The 17,967-nt window shown below is 66.3% G+C and carries 14 protein-coding genes; 8 read left to right on the forward strand and 6 right to left on the reverse strand.

Going from position 1 to position 17,967, the window contains the following annotated elements:
* Position 1: 1 nt before the first annotated feature.
* The 4 genes from ACIGJD_RS16990 to ACIGJD_RS17005 all read right to left on the reverse strand — a co-directional run bounded on the left by ACIGJD_RS16990 (position 2) and on the right by ACIGJD_RS17005 (position 4,293).
* Entirely contained in the window at positions 2 to 937 is a 936-nt protein-coding gene (locus ACIGJD_RS16990) for an FAD binding domain-containing protein (protein ID WP_483687190.1), read from the reverse strand.
* A complete protein-coding gene (locus ACIGJD_RS16995; RefSeq protein ID WP_483687191.1) occupies positions 928 to 2,145 on the reverse strand; it encodes an XdhC family protein in 1,218 nt (405 codons plus the stop codon). Before ACIGJD_RS16995 ends, ACIGJD_RS16990 begins: the two co-directional genes overlap by 10 nt.
* 97 nt (positions 2,146 to 2,242) lie before the next feature.
* Complete coding sequence (locus ACIGJD_RS17000; protein ID WP_483687192.1) at positions 2,243 to 3,784, reverse strand: NCS2 family permease; 1,542 nt, start codon at positions 3,782 to 3,784, stop codon at positions 2,243 to 2,245.
* A 14-nt stretch (positions 3,785 to 3,798) separates the two neighbouring features.
* Positions 3,799 to 4,293: a nucleoside deaminase gene (locus ACIGJD_RS17005; protein WP_483687193.1), complete on the reverse strand. Its 495-nt coding sequence runs from the start codon at positions 4,291 to 4,293 to the stop codon at positions 3,799 to 3,801.
* Positions 4,294 to 4,692: 399 nt separating this feature from the next.
* Between ACIGJD_RS17005 and ACIGJD_RS17010 the strand changes: the two genes are divergently transcribed.
* Both ACIGJD_RS17010 and ligD read left to right on the forward strand, forming a co-directional pair.
* Positions 4,693 to 6,063 carry an 8-oxoguanine deaminase gene (locus tag ACIGJD_RS17010; RefSeq protein WP_483687194.1) on the forward strand — a complete coding sequence of 457 codons (1,371 nt, stop codon included), beginning with the start codon at positions 4,693 to 4,695 and terminating at the stop codon, positions 6,061 to 6,063.
* Between the two features lie 31 nt (positions 6,064 to 6,094).
* A complete protein-coding gene (gene ligD, locus ACIGJD_RS17015) occupies positions 6,095 to 7,339 on the forward strand; it encodes a non-homologous end-joining DNA ligase (protein WP_483687195.1) in 1,245 nt (414 codons plus the stop codon).
* 13 nt (positions 7,340 to 7,352) lie between these two features.
* On the opposite strand, the gene ACIGJD_RS17020 is transcribed toward ligD, so the two are convergent.
* On the reverse strand, positions 7,353 to 8,213 hold the full coding sequence (locus tag ACIGJD_RS17020) for a glycoside hydrolase family 16 protein (protein ID WP_483687196.1): 861 nt from the start codon (positions 8,211 to 8,213) through the stop codon (positions 7,353 to 7,355).
* Between the two features lie 886 nt (positions 8,214 to 9,099).
* Between ACIGJD_RS17020 and pucL the strand changes: the two genes are divergently transcribed.
* Together pucL and ACIGJD_RS17030 are read left to right on the forward strand one after the other, a co-directional pair.
* Positions 9,100 to 10,008 carry a factor-independent urate hydroxylase gene (gene pucL, locus ACIGJD_RS17025; RefSeq protein ID WP_483687197.1) on the forward strand — a complete coding sequence of 303 codons (909 nt, stop codon included), beginning with the start codon at positions 9,100 to 9,102 and terminating at the stop codon, positions 10,006 to 10,008.
* Between the two features lie 162 nt (positions 10,009 to 10,170).
* Positions 10,171 to 11,676, forward strand: coding sequence for a nucleobase:cation symporter-2 family protein (locus tag ACIGJD_RS17030; protein WP_483687198.1), 1,506 nt, complete (start codon positions 10,171 to 10,173; stop codon positions 11,674 to 11,676).
* 88 nt (positions 11,677 to 11,764) lie between these two features.
* On the opposite strand, the gene ACIGJD_RS17035 is transcribed toward ACIGJD_RS17030, so the two are convergent.
* A complete protein-coding gene (locus tag ACIGJD_RS17035) occupies positions 11,765 to 12,520 on the reverse strand; it encodes an IclR family transcriptional regulator (protein ID WP_483687199.1) in 756 nt (251 codons plus the stop codon).
* A gap of 221 nt (positions 12,521 to 12,741) precedes the next feature.
* Here ACIGJD_RS17035 and ACIGJD_RS17040 point away from each other — a divergent pair, with 221 nt between their 5' ends.
* From ACIGJD_RS17040 to ACIGJD_RS17055, 4 genes are read left to right on the forward strand one after another with little or no spacing between them, the layout of a single operon-like run.
* The gene (locus ACIGJD_RS17040; protein ID WP_483687200.1) at positions 12,742 to 14,193 is read left to right on the forward strand and encodes an NAD-dependent malic enzyme; all 1,452 of its coding nucleotides are present in this window, start codon (positions 12,742 to 12,744) and stop codon (positions 14,191 to 14,193) included.
* A gap of 36 nt (positions 14,194 to 14,229) precedes the next feature.
* Positions 14,230 to 15,828, forward strand: a complete 1,599-nt coding sequence (gene aceB / locus ACIGJD_RS17045; protein ID WP_483687201.1) for a malate synthase A — start codon at positions 14,230 to 14,232, stop codon at positions 15,826 to 15,828.
* Position 15,829: 1 nt separating this feature from the next.
* Complete coding sequence (locus ACIGJD_RS17050) at positions 15,830 to 17,104, forward strand: DUF6986 family protein (protein ID WP_483687202.1); 1,275 nt, start codon at positions 15,830 to 15,832, stop codon at positions 17,102 to 17,104.
* Between the two features lie 18 nt (positions 17,105 to 17,122).
* Positions 17,123 to 17,935: a bifunctional allantoicase/(S)-ureidoglycine aminohydrolase gene (locus tag ACIGJD_RS17055; RefSeq protein WP_376977509.1), complete on the forward strand. Its 813-nt coding sequence runs from the start codon at positions 17,123 to 17,125 to the stop codon at positions 17,933 to 17,935.
* Positions 17,936 to 17,967: the final 32 nt, after the last annotated feature.

Here is a 17,967-nt window from a genome sequence, read left to right on the forward strand (position 1 = left end):
CTCAGGCCCCTTTCGGAAGTGTCGTGGCCCCGGATACCGGCGCACCGGCACTGCGGGGCGGCCAGAAGTCGCCGGAGACCGCCAGTCCCGGCGTCCCTTCGGGCGCTGCCAGTTCGGCGCGGATTTCCTCAGCCAGCCGGTAAGTCATGTCGCGGCGCCAGGCAGGCAGGCCGTGGATGTCGTCGTGGTAGAGCGCCGCCGGGATGGCGTCGTCCAGTGCAGCGGCCAGCCGGTCTGCTTCCGGCACCCCGTCGAAGCGCAGCTGGACAGGCCGCTTGGTGGCGGCGGTGACGGTCAGGATCAAGGAGGTGCCGCCGTCGAGCCTTCCAATGAGCAGCGCCCCGGACCGGCCCAGGTTGCTCAGCGACAGCCGTCGGAACGCCACGCGTGAGGCAAGGGCCGACGCCGGCAGGTGGACGCTGCGGAGCAGTTCGCCGGGTGCCAGGCAGTTTGTCGCATCCCCGGTGATGAAATCTGCCACCGGAACAAGCCGGCTGGTGCCGTCCGGTGCGAGGATGGTGGCCGTGCCGTCCAGCCCGGCGCAGAGCGAGATGACAGGTCCCGCGGGCAGGGAGGTGCAGAGGTTGCCGCCCACGGTGGACATGTTCCAAATCTTGAAGGACGCCACGAACGAATCGCAGCATGCGCGGACCAGGTCCAGCGCGGGCCAGGCACGGCCGGACACCTCAGGAGAATCGGGCAGGGCATACAGCTCGGCGATGGTGCAGGTGGCGGCCAGCTCAGTCCCGTCGCCGGTGACGGTGATGGGCGTCCAGCCGGCACCGCCCAGGTCCAGGAGCCGGGTGAGCGGCTGGGGTCCAAAGGCGTAGCTGCCGTACGAGAAAAGGACCGTGCCGCCGGCAAGCCAGGCATCGCCGTCGCGCCATTGTGCGGGGTCGGTGGTGCGGACCACCGCCTCGATGGTGTTCATGTCCATGCGATCTCCTGGGTATTAAGGTCTGCGGCTGCGGGGGCAGCCGGGTGGTGGATGGCACCGGAGGTGTCCCGCAGCGGCACGCAAGTGGCGGCGCGGTTCCGGGCGGCGATCAATTCGGCGGTCACGGACACCGCCACTTCGGCGGGAGTGACGGCACCGAGGTCAAGGCCGATGGGTGAATGCAGCTGGGCAATCCGTTCCGGCGGAACGCCTGCATTCAGGAGCTCGTCCACCCGTTGGAGGTGGCTGCGGCGGGATCCCATGGCGCCCACATAGGCGAGGTCCAGTGCCAGGGCGGTTTCCAGCAGGGGGATGTCGAACTTGGGGTCGTGGGTGAGGACGGCGGCCACGGTGCGGGTGTCCAGCCTGCCGGCTGCCGCTTCCGCGGCCAGGTAGCGGTGCGGCCAGTCGGTGACCACCTGGTCTGCTGCGGCGAACCGGGGCTGCAACGCGAAGGCCGGGCGGGCATCCACCAGGGTCACGTGATAGCCCAGCAGCTTGGCGGCCGGCACCAGCGCCGCGCCGAAGTCGTTGGCGCCGAACACCAGCATGCGCGGCGGGGCCAGCCGGGACTCCACCAGGATGGCGCGCTCCCCGGCAGGATGCGCGTCGCTTCGGTCCGGAGCGCATTCGCCCGGCTCCGGGAGCCGGACCAGGCCGGCACCGCCGCGGCGCACCATGGCTTCCATCTGCAGCGCAGATTCTCCCTGCAGCCGTGAGGCCAGTTCCGGGTGGGCGCCCAGGCGGAAAGCGGCCGGATCGGAAAGGACGACGGCGGCACCTCCAGGGTTCCCCAGCAGCCGTACCAGCGCGACGGGTTGGTCCGGGCCGGGTTGCGCGAGTTGCAGCAGGGCTGTGCGGAGCGGGTGCGGGACTTTATCGGGTCCTGTCGCCGGCACCGGCTGGATATGGATGGCCAGTTCTCCCCCACAGGTGAGCCCGGCGGCAAAGGCGTCCGCGGAGCTGAAGCCAAAGGTCTCCTGGCGCGGGACGCCGTCGTCCATTGCCTCCTGGGCAAGCGCCACCACGGCGCCTTCCACGCAGCCGCCGGAGAGGCTGCCCAGGACATCCCCGGCTCCCGTGACCAGCATGGAGGTTCCAACAGGCCGCGGCACCGAGCCGGAAGCCGCCACGATGGTGGCCACGGCGAACGGCTCGCCTTGGAGCCGGGGCGCCCAGCGGCCGAGCGAAGGGATCAGGTCAAGCATGGCGGCACTCCTTCTTCCGCAGCGGTGGTGTTCATTGTCTGCCCATCCGTGGACCGGGCCAAGAGCTGGCCCGGCCCCCGGAAGGAAAGGGCAATACTTAGCCGCCCAGCAGGGCGTTGATCGGTCCGCGGGCGAAATACACCAGGAACCCTGCGCTGACCACCCACATCAGTGGATGGATCTTCTTAGCTTTGCCGGAGGCAGCCCCGATGACGGCCCAGCTCACGAAGCCCACCCCGATGCCGTTGGCAATCGAGTAGCTCAGCGGCATCGTCACGATGGTGAGGAACGCCGGCAGGGCCACCGTGAACTTGGTGAACTTGATCTCGCGGATCTGCGCCATCATCATGGCGCCCACCACCACCAGGGCGGCGGCTGCGACCTCGAGCGGCACCACGCTGGTGAGCGGGGTAAGGAACATCGAGCCCAGGAACAGCAGGCCGGTGACCACCGAGGCCAGGCCGGTGCGGGCACCTTCGCCGATGCCGGCCGCCGAGTCGATGTACACGGTGTTGGAGGAACCGGACGTGGCCCCGCCCGCCACGGCGCCGAAGCCTTCCACGATGAAGGCCGATTTCAGCCGCGGGAACGTGCCGTCTTTGTGCGCGACGCCGGCGCTCTTGGCCAGGCCGGTCATGGTGCCCATCGCGTCGAAGAAGTTGGTGAACACCAGCGTGAAGACCAGCATGGTGGCCGCGAGTCCGCCGATCCTGGCGAAGGAGCCGAACAGGTCGAACTGGCCTACAAGGCCCAGGTCCGGCGCCGACACCAGTTGGCCGGACAGGACGGGGGTGTTCAGGTGCCAGCCGCCCGGGTTGTTGGCGCTGGCGGGGCCGATCTTCATGATGGCTTCCACGACGGCGGCCAGCACGGTGGTGCCAACGATGCCGATGAGCAGGCCGCCCTGGACCTTGCGTGCCACCAGGATGCCCATGGCCAGGAGTCCGACGACGAAGACGAGCGTGGGCACGGAGGTGATGGAGCCGCCGTCGCCCAGCTGGACGGGCGGACCACCCGCGGTGGGCCGGACAAATCCGGAGTCCACGAAACCGATGAAGGCGATGAAGAGGCCGATGCCCACGGTAATTGCGGCCTTCAGCTCCTTGGGCACGGCCCGGAAGATGGCGGTCCGGGCGCCGGTGACGCCGAAGAGGACGATCAGGATGCCGTTGATCACCACCAGGCCCATGGCCTCCGGCCAGGTGACCTCGTGGATCACCGAGACGGCCAGGAAGGAGTTGATGCCCAGGCCCGCCGCGAGCCCGAACGGCAGGTTGGCGATGAGGCCGAAGAGGATGGTCATGACACCGGCGGTGAGACCGGTGACGGCACCCACCTGGGCTGCGGAGAGCCAGCCGCCGGCGACGTCGGTGGGGGCGTTGTCCGCGCTGAAGCCGCCCAGGATGAGGGGGTTCAGGATGACGATGTACGCCATGGTGAAGAAGGTGACCAGGCCGCCGCGGAATTCGCGGGCAAGGGTTGAGCCGCGCCGGGTGATCTGGAAGAAACGGTCCAGGAAGGATTCCGGTGCCGGCGGCCGCGGTGTTCCGGTTGCCTGCGTGGAAGTGCGCGGCGCCCGCCGGGTGGTGCTGGTGGTTGGAGCCGAATGCTCCTCGTGGGAATGGTCCAGGATGGTCATCGAAGCCGCCGGGCCTAGTAGTCGATCCTGGATTCGAGCGTGTTCCAGGTGTTGAACGGCTCCAGCGGGGCCGGGGCCTGGGGATCGCCCAGTTCCAGCTTGGAGACCGGCATCAGGGAATCCCTGTCCTGGTTTTCAAAGTACTCGTAGAACACGGCGTCGTCGAAGCCGACAGAGGCGGCGTCGTGGCGGTCTGCAGCGTAGACAACGCGGCTTACCCGTGCCCAAAGTGCGGAGGCCAGGCACATGGGGCAGGGCTCGCAGCTGGTGTAGAGGGTGGCGCCGCTGAGGTCGAAGGTGCCCAGTTCGCGGCAGGCAGTGCGGATGGCGGTAACTTCGGCGTGCGCGGTGGGATCGTTGTCCGCCGTGACGCGGTTGACGCCGTCGAACGCCTGCCCGTCCGCCGTGACGATCATGGCGCCGAACGGGCCTCCGCTGTTGAGGACATTGGCTGTTGCCAGCCTGATGGAGCGGGCCAAAAACTGTTCGGCCGTGACGGTGGTACTCATGATGCGACTTCCTTTTGCCGGGAAGCCTGTTGCCGCGCAGGACCGGTAGAACCAGGTGCGAACGGTTACCAGGCTTCAGCATGTGCTGTGAAGGTTAAGTTGCGCCTGGTAGATAGCTTCCCGGGTTCGGGTGCCCGCCTTTGGCAGAATCGAGATTAGCACCGGTTTGTGGGCCACGCCATAGTTTCTGGAAATTTAATTTCGCTATGTGAAAAGCATGTTTCGGGCTCTTCACCGCGCTCCCACCGCCGCGGTCACAAACGCGGGCGTTGACGCAGGCGGACCGTTTCCCTACTCTGGCAGCACCCGTCCTGCCCGCAGGAACGGCTACCTGGATCAGCAGACAGGGCATCACTGAGCTGGACGCACCGCACCGCCAACCGTTCAGACAGGACCGCCATGACTCCCTCCTCCCCTGCATCCGCCTCCCGTTTATGGATCCGCAATCCGCTGGCCGCCTTCACCGCCAATACCCTTGATGCCTCGGGCGGGGTGGTGGTTGCGGACGGCGTTATCACCGAGGTCCTGGCCCCTGGGCAGCAGCCTTCAGCGCCCTGCACGGAGACCTTCGACGCCGGCAGCCATGTGCTGCTGCCGGGCCTGATCAACACGCACCACCACTTTTACCAAACCCTCACGCGCGCTTGGGGTCCGGTGGCCAACGCCCCGCTGTTCCCCTGGCTGCAGAACCTGTACCCGGTATGGGCCCGGCTCACCCCGAAGGACCTGGAACTGGCAGCCACGGTGGCCCTGGCCGAACTGCTGCTCTCCGGCTGCACCACCGCCGCCGACCACCACTACCTTTTCCCCGCGGGGCTTGAGGATGCCGTGGACATCGAGGTTGAGGCGGTGCGGCGGCTGGGCATGCGGGCCACGCTTACCCGGGGGTCCATGACGCTGGGAACGGACGACGGCGGCCTGCCGCCACAGTCCACCGTGCAGGATCCGGAGGTGGTGCTGGCGGACAGCGAGCGCCTGGTGGGCCAGTACCACGAACGTGGGGAGGCGGCCGCGATCCAGATCGCCTTGGCACCCTGCTCGCCGTTCTCGGTGACGAAGGAGATCATGGCCGAAAGCGCGGCCCTCGCTGAGCGCCTGGATATCCGGCTGCACACGCATCTGGCCGAGACCCTCGACGAGGAGGACTTCTGCCGGGAGATGTTCGGACTGCGGACGGTTGACTACCTGGACAGCGTGGGCTGGCTGACGGACCGCACCTGGCTGGGGCACGGAATCCACTTCAGCGACGCGGAGATCACCCGCCTCGGCGCGGCGGGGACCGGCGTCGCGCATTGCCCCACCTCCAACATGCGGCTTGCCTCCGGAACCGCCCGGGTCCTGGAACTGGAGCAGGCCGGAGTCCCGGTGGGGCTGGGAGTGGACGGCTCGGCGTCAAATGATGCCTCCAACATGATCCTGGAAGCGCGGCAGGCCCTCTACCTCCAGAGGCTGCGGTACGGCGCCGACGTGCCGGTTGAGCGGGCACTGGGCTGGGCCACCCGCGGGTCCGCCGCTGTCCTGGGACGGTCCGGCCTGGGCCAACTGGCACCCGGAATGCAGGCCGACCTGGCGCTGTTCCGGCTGGACGACCTCCGCTTCTCCGGCAGCCACGACCCCATCGCCGCCCTCCTCCTGTGCGCCGCCGACCGGGCGGACAGGGTGATGGTGGGCGGGCAGTGGAGGGTGGCGGACGGGCAGATCCCGGGGCTGGACGTGGCCGGCCTCATTACTGAACACTCTGCGGCGGCAAAGAGGCTGGTCAACGGCTGACACGCGCCCGGCCCGCTGCTAGCGTGGCGCCATGACACCGTCAAAGACGCCACCCGAGGTTCTGGAGATCGATGGGATCGAAGTGCGGGTCTCCAGCCCGGACAAAGTGGTGTTCCCTGGGCCGGGGCTGACCAAGCTGGACCTGGTCCAGTACTACCTGGCGGTGGCAGACGGCGCGCTGAGGGGCGCGGGCGGCAGGCCCATGGTGCTCAAGCGGTTCCCCAAGGGCATCGACGCCGAGCCCTTCTTCCAGAAGCGCGTGCCGGAAAACCACCCTCCCTTCATCGACACCACCACGCTGCATTACGCGTCCGGGACCTCGGCGGAGGAAGCCGTAATCCGGGATGCTGCCGGGCTGGCTTGGGTCATCAACCTCGGCTGCCTGGACCTGAATCCGCATCCGGTGCGCGCAGAGGACCTTGAGCATCCGGACGAGCTGCGGGTGGACCTTGATCCCATGCCGGGAGTGGACTGGTCGCAGATTGTGGACGTGGCGTACGTGGCACAGGAGGTGCTGGAGGATGCAGGCCTGGTGGGCTGGCCGAAGACGAGCGGTTCGCGCGGGCTGCACATCCTGGTCCGGATCACCCCCGAGTGGTCCTACAAGGACGTCCGGCTCGCTGCCGAAACCCTGGCGCGGGAGGTGGAGAACCGGGCTCCCGGCCTGGCAACCGCACGCTGGTGGAAGGAGGAGCGCGGCGAGAGCGTCTTTGTGGACTTCAACCAGAACGCCAAGGACCGCACCGTGGCCTCCGCCTACTCCGTCCGGCCACTGCCCGATGCCCGCGTTTCCACACCGGTCACGTGGGACGAGATGCGCACTGCCAGGCCTGAAGAGTTCACGGTGCGCACGGTTTTGGAGCGGTACGCACGGATCGGTGATCCCCACGCCGGCATTGATAATTCAGCGGGCAGGCTGGACGGACTCCTGGCCCTCGCAAAAGAGCTGGGCCCCGCCGAGAAAGCCCCCCGGTCAGGCAACGGGTCCGGCCGCCGGCAGTCCTCGATGCCATTGATTGAGGTGGCCCGCACCAAGACCAAGCCGGAGGCCCTCGCAGCGCTCGATGAATGGAAAAGCCGGCACGCCGCCGTCGTCGATTCCCTGCAGCCCGCGGACATCCTGGTCGACGGGATGCGCGGGTCCAGCTCGCTTTGGTACCGCGTGCGGGTGAACCTGCAGCATGTTCCCGAAGCCGAACGGCCGCCGCAGGAGGAGCTCGTTGTGGACTACGACCCTTGGGCCGGCAAGCAGTGGCCGGGGCGGCCCGGCTCCTAGGGCCGGGCGTCAGTCACTTCCAGGCCCGCACCCAGTCCACCTTGACCGCTCCGGCCGGCCCCAGGGTCTTCTTGTCAGCCCAAATGCCGACGTTCAGGATCAGGTAGTGCGGGGCGTTCCCATCGTTCGTGGCGTAGGAGAACTCAAGCTTGCCGTCGAAGTAGATGTCATTGACGCCGGCCTTCCGGTGCACACCATAGGTGTGGTAGCCGCCGGCGTAGCAGCCCAGGAACCATTTGGCAGGGTCGCTGTCGGTGGAGTGATAGACCGTGGTCATGGTGCCCTCAAGCGGCTCGGCAATATCGATCTCGCCAGTCGAAGGGAACTTTTGGCCTGTGGTCCACCACGCAGGCCAGTTGTGGATGCCGCCCGAGCAGGTTCCCGGGAAGTAGATCCGGGCCTCGACGTATCCGGTGGTGTATTGAAAGCCCACATGGCCCGGAACGCCGTCTTTGGGGTTGGTGGAGAGCAACGCTCCGGATTGGGAATCGGACAACTGGAGGACCGCGTTTCCGTTTTCCACTTTGACGTTGCCCGAACAGGTCTTGACGCCGTTCTTCGTCGATCCGGGGTGGCAGTCACGGAACCAGTAGGGAGTCCAAAGGCTGGTATTGAGAGTGTCGAACTCCTCGTCCAGCACAAGCTGCCACGGCCCTGGAGGGCCCAGCGGTCCCGCTTCCTTACTGGCCACGACAGGCGTTCCTTTGACCGGGGCGTCATCGCCGGCCGCCCCGACGGGGGAATCGTCGGCCTTGCCAGCCCCCTCGCCTTCAGGTGGCTGCGCAGCGGACCCGCGCGGCTCCGCGGCCTGTGGCGGTGCTCCGTCTTTGGGATCCGAAGGCGCCGGCCCTGCCAGCGGGTCAGCAGCTGACATGGACGCGTCCTGTCCGGGCGAAGACGCATCAACCGGGTCCTGCATTCGGATGGCACTTCCCGACAGCCCTGCAAGGACCAACAGGCAGCACAGGACCTGCACCAAGCGGGCTGTGGCCTGTGGCATCGCTGTCCTTCCGTGCAGCTATAGCGGAGGCTGGCCAGGTCCCGGGCTGAACACCAGGGGCATGGACTGCCGTCTATTGTGCAAGGTTAGGTGAAGCGCCGCCGGCAGTCGCGAGTAGCAACTACTCGCCTTTCATCTCACCGACACGCGGTATGACCGCGCGGTACTCGCAGGCGACGAAATCGCGCGGGCACTGTGCGGCTTTTTACCGCCGTGCGGCACTGCCGCCGAAAACAGGCAAAGACTGGATCCACCGGGAGAAGCGGCCAGTGGGGTGAAGGCGGTCCTCCGGCACGTACAGATCCGGATCAATTCCACCTCCGAGCGGGAGGTAGAACTCCTCTGTGCCGGCTCCTGTGGACGGCGTTGCCGACACGGAACGGTTGTCCTGCTGGTACATCGGAACCTCCTAATTTTCATATTGCGGAAAGCAATTTTTGCTCTGCGAAAAGAGTAAGGCGGTTTTGCCGGCGCGGTCAATAGCCACTCCAGCAAGCCGGCCGGCTTCGCCGGGCCGAACCGGTCACAAAGCGATTTTTAAACCTGTGATGTACACCACCAGCCTGGGGAGGTACGCTGTTATGCAACTCGTGGCGCACGTCACGTAACCTGGGAGCAGCAGGCAGGGTCGTAATGAGCTGGCATCAACGGATGCCGGCTCTTTTTTGTTGGGTCGGCTCCATCGGAAACGCGCATGAAACGCGCGCTTAATTTCAGTGATGGAACCTTGGTTCCACTTACCGGAAGTTGGGAAAAGACCATGAGCAGCAAGATCATCCTCGGCGAGAACCAGTACGGCAAGGCAGAAGTGCGCGTCGTCAAGATCACCCGCGAAAGCAACCGCCACGAGATTGAGGACCTGAACGTCACCTCGCAGCTGCGGGGCGACTTCGCCGCGGCCCACCTGGAAGGCGACAACGCCCACGTCGTGGCCACCGATACCCAGAAGAACACCATCTACGCCTTTGCCCGCGACGGCATTGGCTCGCCGGAAGAGTTCCTTTTGCGTCTTGGCGAGCACTTCACTTCCAGCTTCGACTGGGTCAACGGCGGACGCTGGGAAGCAGAGTCCTACGCCTGGAACCGGATCCAGGCCCACGGCAGCGAACACGACCACTCATTCGTCCGCAACGGCCAGGAAGTCCGGACTGCCGTCCTGGTCCGGGACGGGGCCACAAGCCACCTGATCTCCGGACTGAAGGACCTGACCGTCCTGAAGTCCACCCAGTCCGGCTTTGTCGGCTACCCCCGGGACCGCTACACCACCTTGCCCGAAACCACCGACCGCATCCTGGCCACGGACGTTTCAGCCCGCTGGCGCTTCAAGACCGGGACGGACTTCAGCACGCTGGACTTCAACAAGAGCTACGACGACGTCAAGGGCCTCCTGCTTGAAGGCTTCACCGAGAAGTACTCCCATGCGCTCCAGCAGACCCTGTTCGACATGGGCACCAAGGTGCTCGAAGCACACAGCGAAATCGACGAGATCAAGTTCTCCATGCCCAACAAGCACCACTTCCTGGTGGACCTCTCGCCATTCGGCCTCGACAACCCCAACGAGGTCTTCTTCGCAGCAGACCGCCCGTACGGCCTGATCGAGGCCACGGTCCAGCGCGATGATGCAGCCGCAGCCCCTGCTGCCTGGTCCGGCATCGCCGGCTTCTGCTAAAGGCACACTCTCTGGTCTCGACGGGCTCAACCACCCGTGGTTGAGCCCGTCGAATCCAGCCCAGTGCAACCAAAAACTACATATTCAACTCTTCACAGCACCTGTTAGCCAGACACCAGTTAGCCAGACGATGACGTCTGCCATGAACCAAGAAAGTCTGCCATGAACACCAAGAAGAAACTGGTCCCCGCAGCCGCCGGCAAAGGCGCACGGACGGCCCGCCCCGAGGACCAGCGGCTCCCGATCGGAAGCATGTTTGCCTACGGCTTCCAGCACGTCCTCACCATGTACGGGGGCATCATCGCCCCTCCCCTGATCATCGGCGCGGCCGCCGGGATGAACTCGCAGGACATCGGCCTGCTCATCGCAGCCTGCCTGTTTGTCGGCGGCCTGGCCACCATCCTGCAGACCGTCGGCATCCCGTTCTTCGGCTCGCAGCTGCCGCTGGTGCAGGGCGTCTCCTTTGCCGGCGTCTCCACCATGGTCGCCATCGTCCACGGCGGAGGCGGCATCCAGGCCGTCTTCGGTTCGGTCATCGCAGCCTCCCTGATCGGGCTGCTGATCACGCCACTGTTCTCCAAGATCATCCGCTTCTTCCCGCCGGTGGTCACCGGCACGGTGATCACCACAATCGGCCTAACGCTGATGCCGGTGGCCGCTAACTGGGCCATGGGCGGCAACAACAAGGCCCCCAACTACGGCAGCGTGGCGAATATCGGACTCGCCGCAGCGACCATGGGCATCGTCCTGCTCCTCAGCAAGGTGGGCAGTGCAGCCATCTCCCGGCTGTCCATCCTGCTGGCCATGGTCCTGGGCACGGTGATCGCCATCGTCTTCGGCATGGCCGATTTCTCCAAGGTGGGCCAGGGCGAGATTGTCGCCTTCCCCACCCCCTTCGCCTTTGGGCCGCCAACCTTTGAAGTCGCCGCCATCATCTCCATGCTGATCGTCATCCTGGTTACCCTCACCGAAACCTCGGCGGACATCATCGCCGTGGGCGAGATCGTAGGCACCAAGGTTGACTCCAAGCGGATCGGCAATGGCCTTCGTGCCGACATGCTGTCCAGCGCTGTCTCCCCGCTCTTCAACTCCTTCACCCAGAGCGCGTTCGCGCAGAATGTGGGCCTGGTGGCCATCACGGGCGTCAAGAGCCGGTTCGTGGTCAGCGCCGGCGGCGTGATCCTGGTGGTCCTGGGCCTGCTGCCCATCCTGGGCCGCGTGGTGGCAGCAGTACCCACCCCCGTCCTGGGCGGCGCCGGGATCGTGCTCTTCGGCACGGTTGCCGCCAGCGGCATCCGGACGCTGTCCAAGGTGGACTACAAGAACAACATGAACCTGATCGTGGTGGCCGCCTCCATCGGCTTCGGGATGATCCCGATCGCAGCCCCCACCTTCTACGACCAGTTCCCGTCCTGGTTCGGCACCATCTTCCACTCCGGCATCAGCTCGGCCGCGGTCATGGCCATCCTGCTGAACCTGCTGTTCAACCACCTCCGGGCCGGAAACTCGGACAACCAGTCCGTGTTCGTGGCCGGCACCGAGCGCCTGGTGCGCGCCGAGGACCTCCGCTGCCTGGCCGAGGGCGACCGGTTTGAAAACGGCAAGCTCATCGACTGCGACGGCAAGGAAGTCCCCATCCAGTCATCTGAGAAGGCGTCGGAGCATTAATTTTCCCTGCAACAGACGACGGCGGCCCCTCCCGAACGGGAGGGGCCGCTTAGTGTGTGGTTTTGGAAGTCGGCGCCGCGCGGGTGCCTCAGGTGCGGTTGAGTTCGCGGGAGATGGCCTCGGCGGCTTCACGGAGGATGGGAACGGCTTTGTCGGCGAAGTCTTCATCCACCCGGGATACCGGGCCGGAGACGGAAATGGCGCTGGGCGTGGGGGCATTTGGTACCGCCATGGCGAAGCAGCGGACACCAAGTTCCTGCTCCTCCTCGTCAATGGAGTAGCCACGCTCGCGGATGAGCTTGAGGTCGGCCAGCAATTCATCCACATCGCCGATGCTCTTGGGCGTCGGGGTGGGCATGCCGGCGCGGGCCACGATACCCCGCACGGTGTCGTCGTCGAGCTGGGCCAGGATGGCCTTGCCGACGCCGGTGGCATGGGTATGGGCGCGGCGGCCCACCTCCGTGAACATGCGCATGGAGTGCAGCGACGGCACCTGGGCCACATAGATCACCATGTCCGAATCCAGCACCGCCATGTTGGAGGTCTCTCCCAGCCGGTCCACCAGGATCTTCAACTGGGGCTGGGCCAAGGCGCCCAACTGCTTGTTGGCACCTTCGCCAAGGCGGATGAGCCGGGGGCCCAGCGCGTAGCGCCGGTTGGGCAGCTGGCGGATGTAGCCAAGCGACACCAAGGTGCGGAGCAGGCGGTGGATGGTGGGCAGCGGCAGGTCCGTGGAGGACGACAGCTCGCTGAGGGTGACGTCGCCGCCGGCATCGGTGATGAGCTCAAGCAGTTCGAAGACGCGCTCTACCGACTGCACCCCGCCAGAGGCTTTTTCTGCCATTCCGTTGTCTCCTATGGCTCGGAATCCGACAACTCTTATCCGCATCGTGAAAAGAGTTGCTTAGAACACCCAACATACAGCACAGCCACCGCCGCCGCGACGCGAAGGGACGGTCGCATTCGGAGGGGTTGTGTTTCCATAAAGTAGATAATAATATCCATAATACGAAAACATTCGGATTAGAGCAGAAGCCGAACCAGGCCCAAACAGGAGGACATTCAATGGCGAACCCCAGCCCCGGAAATTCGATCACCCTGCGCGTGGAAGCACCTTCAAGCTTCAACGCCACCAGCGAACTCGCCGCAGCCGTCGGAGCAGCCGGCGCGGCCATCACGGCACTGGACGTCACCGAGTCCCACCACGAGACCCTCGTCGTCGACGTCACCTGCAACACCACCGACGACGACCACGCCGCACGCGTCAAGGACGCCCTCAACGCCCTTGAGGGCGTCACGGTCCAGCACGTCTCGGACCGCACCTTCCTGATGCACCTGGGCGGCAAGCTCGAAGTCGTTCCCAAAGTCCCGCTGCGCAACCGCGACGATCTTTCCCGTGCCTACACGCCCGGCGTCGCCCGCGTTTGCCTGGCCATCGCCGAGGATCCCGCCGCTGCCCGCAACCTGACGGTCAAGCGCAACACCGTGGCAGTGGTCACCGACGGTTCCGCCGTGCTGGGCCTGGGCAACATCGGCCCCGCCGCGGCCCTGCCGGTCATGGAGGGCAAGGCCGCCCTCTTCAAGCAGTTCGCCAACGTGGACGCCTGGCCCGTCTGCCTGGACACCCAGGACACCGAGGAAATCATCCGCACCGTCAAGCTCCTGGCACCCGTCTTCGGCGGCGTGAACCTGGAGGACATCGCTGCTCCCCGCTGCTTCGAGATCGAGGCGCGCCTGCGTGAGGAACTGGACATCCCGGTCTTCCACGACGACCAGCACGGCACCGCCATCGTTACCCTGGCCGCCCTGGTCAACGCCCTGCGCGTGGTGGACAAGAAGATCGCGGACGTCAGGATCGTGGTGTCCGGCGTCGGTGCCGCCGGCTCCGCCATCATCCAGCTGCTCAAAGCCCAGGGCGCCCGGCACATCGTGGCCGCAGGCCGCTCCGGCGCCATCCACAAGGGCGAGACCTACAACGACTCCCACCGCACCTGGATCGCAGACAACACCAATCAGGAGGGCTTCGCCGGCAGCCTCCACGAGGCCCTGGTGGGCGCCGATGTCTTCATCGGCGTCTCCGCCCCGAACATCCTGGGCGAAGAGCACATTGCCTCCATGGCCAAGGACGCGATTGTGTTCGCCATGGCCAACCCCACCCCCGAGGTGGACCCGGCCGTCGCGTCCCGGCACGCCGCAGTGGTGGCCACCGGCCGCAGCGACTTCCCCAACCAGATCAACAACGTCCTGGCCTTCCCCGGCCTCTTCCGCGGGCTCCTGGATGTAGGCGCGAGCGACATCACCCCGGAAATGCTGGTGGCTGCCGCCGAGGCAATCGCAAACCGCGTGAATGATAATGAGCTCAATGCGAGCTACATCATCCCCAGCATCTTCGACCCCCACGTGACCGCCGACGTCGCGGCCGCCGTCGCGGCCGCAGCCCAGGCCTCAAACGTTGCAACGGCTGCCGAACCGGCCGACCCTGCCAAGGAACCAGCGCCGGCACTCGCCTCCGCCTGACCCGCCCGACTTCCCAGCCATAGGAAAGGACCAGAAATGGCCATCACCGTCACAGATCCCCGGCCGATCGACCGCGCGGAGGAGATCCTCACGCCCAAGGCACTGGCCTTCGTCGAGGAGCTCCACAACCGGTTCGCCGGTACCCGCAACGAGCTCCTGGCGGCCCGCGCCGTCAAGCGGCAGCGGGTAGCCGAGACCGGCAAGCTGGACTTCCTGCCGGAGACCAAGGACGTGCGCGACGGCGACTGGAAGGTTGCGCCGGCACCGGCGGCTTTGCAGGACCGCCGGGTGGAAATGACCGGGCCCGCGTCGCCGGCGAAGATGGCCATCAACGCCCTGAACTCCGGTGCCAAGGTGTGGCTGGCGGACCTTGAGGACGCCAGCACGCCCACCTGGGCCAATGTCATCGACGCCATCCTGAATCTCCGCGACGCGGCCCAGGGCACGTTGAGCTTCACCTCGGAGGAAGGCAAGGAGTACCGCCTCCGCACCGACGCTCCGCTCGCCGTCGTGGTGGCCCGCCCCCGCGGCTGGCACATGCAGGAAAAGCACCTGCTCATCAACGGCGAACCGGCCGTGGGCGCCCTGGTGGACTTCGGCCTGCATTTCTTCCACATCGCCAAGCAGTTGGTGCTCAACGGCCAGGGCCCGTACTACTACCTGCCCAAGATGGAGAGCCACCTCGAGGCACGGCTTTGGAACGACGTCTTTGTCTTCGCGCAGGACTTCCTGGGTCTGAACCAGGGCACCATCCGCGCCACGGTCCTGATCGAGACCATCCCGGCCGCGTTCGAGATGGACGAGATCCTCTACGAACTGCGGGACCACGCCTCCGGCCTGAACGCCGGCCGCTGGGACTACCTGTTCAGCATCATCAAGTACTTCCGGGACGCCGGCGAGGAGTTCGTCCTGCCGGACCGCGCCTCCGTAGTGATGACCGCCCCGTTCATGCGTGCCTACACCGAGCTCCTGGTCAAGACTTGCCACCAGCGCGGCGCGTTCGCCATGGGCGGCATGGCAGCGGTCATCCCCAACCGCCGCCACCCGGAAGTCACCGCGGCTGCCTTCGAGAAGGTCCGTGCTGACAAGACCCGCGAGGCCAACGACGGGTTCGACGGTTCCTGGGTTGCCCACCCGGACCTGGTCCCCACCTGCCGCGAGGTCTTCGACTCCGTGCTCGGCGACAAGCCCAACCAGGTGGACAAGCAGCGTCCGGAGGTTTCCGTCACGGCGGAGCAGCTACTGGACGTCCAGTCCGCGGACGGCCAGGTCACCGAGGCCGGGCTGCGCCTGAACCTGTATGTGGCAGTCGCGTACACGGCCGTGTGGCTGTCCGGAAACGGCGCCGTTGCCATCCACAACCTGATGGAGGATGCCGCCACCGCGGAGATCTCCCGTTCCCAGGTGTGGCAGCAGATCCGCAACAAGTCCATCCTGGCGGACACCGGCAACACCGTCACCAAGGAACTGGTGGAAAAGGTCCTGGGCGAAGAGACCGAAAGGCTCCGCACCGAGTTCGGTGACGAGGCGTTCCGCCGGTACTACCAGCCTGCCAGCGAGCTCATCGCTGACATCTGCCTCTCCGACGACTACACGGACTTCCTCACCACCCCCGCCTACGAGCTGGTGGACTGAGATGGCCGCACCCAACACGTCACTCCCGGCCGGGGACCTCGCGCACATTGACGCGCAGCTGGCCGCCACCGACCAGCTCCTGGACCGTAACTATCCCGGCGATGACGGCTCCCGCCAGCCCGTGCACACGGTGTACGTGCCCGCTGACCGCTTTACGCCGTCGTTCGCGGCTGACTGGGGCGCCCAGGCAGCGGCGACGGCAGAAGCCCACGGCGGATTCGAAAAGCTGGGCCGGCTCCTGGGCCAGGAGGAAAGCCTCGCCCAGGCCGTGGCTGGCCGGGTTGAAACCAAACTGGCCACCGAGCCGATCGAGGACCTGCGCCTGGACTTCGAGGACGGTTTTGGGAACAGGGGCGACGACGCCGAGGACGCCGCCGCCGTTGCGGCAGCATCCGCCGTGGTCCAGGCAGTCGCTGCCGGGTCCGCTCCCCCGTTCATCGGCATCCGCTTCAAGTGCTTCGAGGCCCCCACCCGGGCCCGCGGGCTGCGGACGCTGGACCTGTTTGTCTCCGGCCTCGCCCAAGCGGGCGAGCTGCCGGAAGGCCTGGTCCTGACCCTGCCCAAGGTCACCACGGTGGCGCAGGTGCAGGCCATGGACTACGCGGTGTCCCGACTTGAGGAAGTCCACTCACTGCCGGCCGGGCGGCTCCGTTTCGAGGTCCAGGTGGAAACCCCGCAGCTGATCCTGGGCCCGGACGGCACCTCGCCGGTGGCCCAGCTGCCGCATGCCGTGCCGGGGCGCATCAGCGGCCTGCACTACGGCACCTACGACTACTCGGCATCCCTGCAGATCTCCGCCGAATACCAGTCCATGGAACACCCCGTGGCCGACTTCGCCAAGGAAGTCATGCAGCTGGCCGTGGCCGGAACCGGCATCCGGCTCTCCGACGGTTCCACCAACATCATCCCCGTGGGCGACAACGTGGAGAACGCCTGGGCTCTGCATGGGCGCCTGGTGCGGCGGTCGCTGGAACGCGGCTACTACCAGGGCTGGGACCTGCACCCGGCCCAGCTGCCCAGCCGGTTCGCCGCCACCTACGCCTTCTACCGCGAAGGACTCCCGGCCGCTGCAGCCCGCCTGCGCAACTACGTGGACCGGACCGAAGGCGGCGTCTTGGACGAGCCCGCCACCGCCCGCGCCCTGGCCGCGTTCGTGCTGCGCGGCGTCCAGTGCGGCGCTGTTGGCGCCGAGGAAGTCCAGGCGCTTGCCGGCGTCGGAATTCCGCAGCTCACCGCACTGGCGCACCCGCGGCTGGCCACCACTTCCAACTCCTAAGCCAAAAGGAATCCATTCATGGGCAAGTACTACTCCCCAAGCGGCGGACTGCCGCCGCAGACCCACCTGACCACCGAGCGCGCCATCGTCACCGAGGCCTACACGGTGATCCCGAAGGGCGTCATGACGGACATCGTCACGTCAAACCTTCCGGGCTTCTCCAACACCCGCTCGTGGATCATCGCCCGCCCCATTTCGGGTTTCGCCACCACGTTCTCCCAGCTGATCGTCGAGATCGCTCCGGGCGGCGGCGCACCGAAGGCCGAATTCGAGGCAGGCGTGGAAGGCGTCGTCTTCGTGACCAAGGGCAAGCTCAACCTGACCCTCGACGGCGAACTGCACCAGATGGAGGAGGGCGGCTACGCCTACCTGGCCGCCGGTTCGGAGTGGGGCGTGGAGAACGTTTCGGACGACGTCGTGTCCTACCACTGGATCCGCAAGGCCTACGAGCGCCTGGAAGGGTACGAGGCCAAGTCCTTTGTCACCAACGAAAAGGACGTTCAGCCCACGTCCATGCCGGACACCAACGACGTCTGGAAGACCACGCGATTCACGGACTCCAGCGACCTGGCGCATGACATGCAGGTCAACATCGTCACGTTCCAGCCTGGCGGCGTGATCCCGTTTCCGGAAACCCACGTGATGGAGCACGGCCTGTACGTCCTGGAAGGCAAGGCCATGTACCTGCTGAACAACGACTGGGTGGAGGTGGAGGCCGGCGACTTCATGTGGCTGCGCGCCTTCTGCCCGCAGGCCTGCTACGCCGGTGGCCCGGGCGAGTTCCGCTACCTCCTGTACAAGGACATGAACCGCCAGGTGAAGCTGACCTAGCCGTTCCGCCTCCGGGCAGCAGCAGGGGCCGT

Source organism: Arthrobacter sp. E1SS-5, from assembly GCF_057073715.1.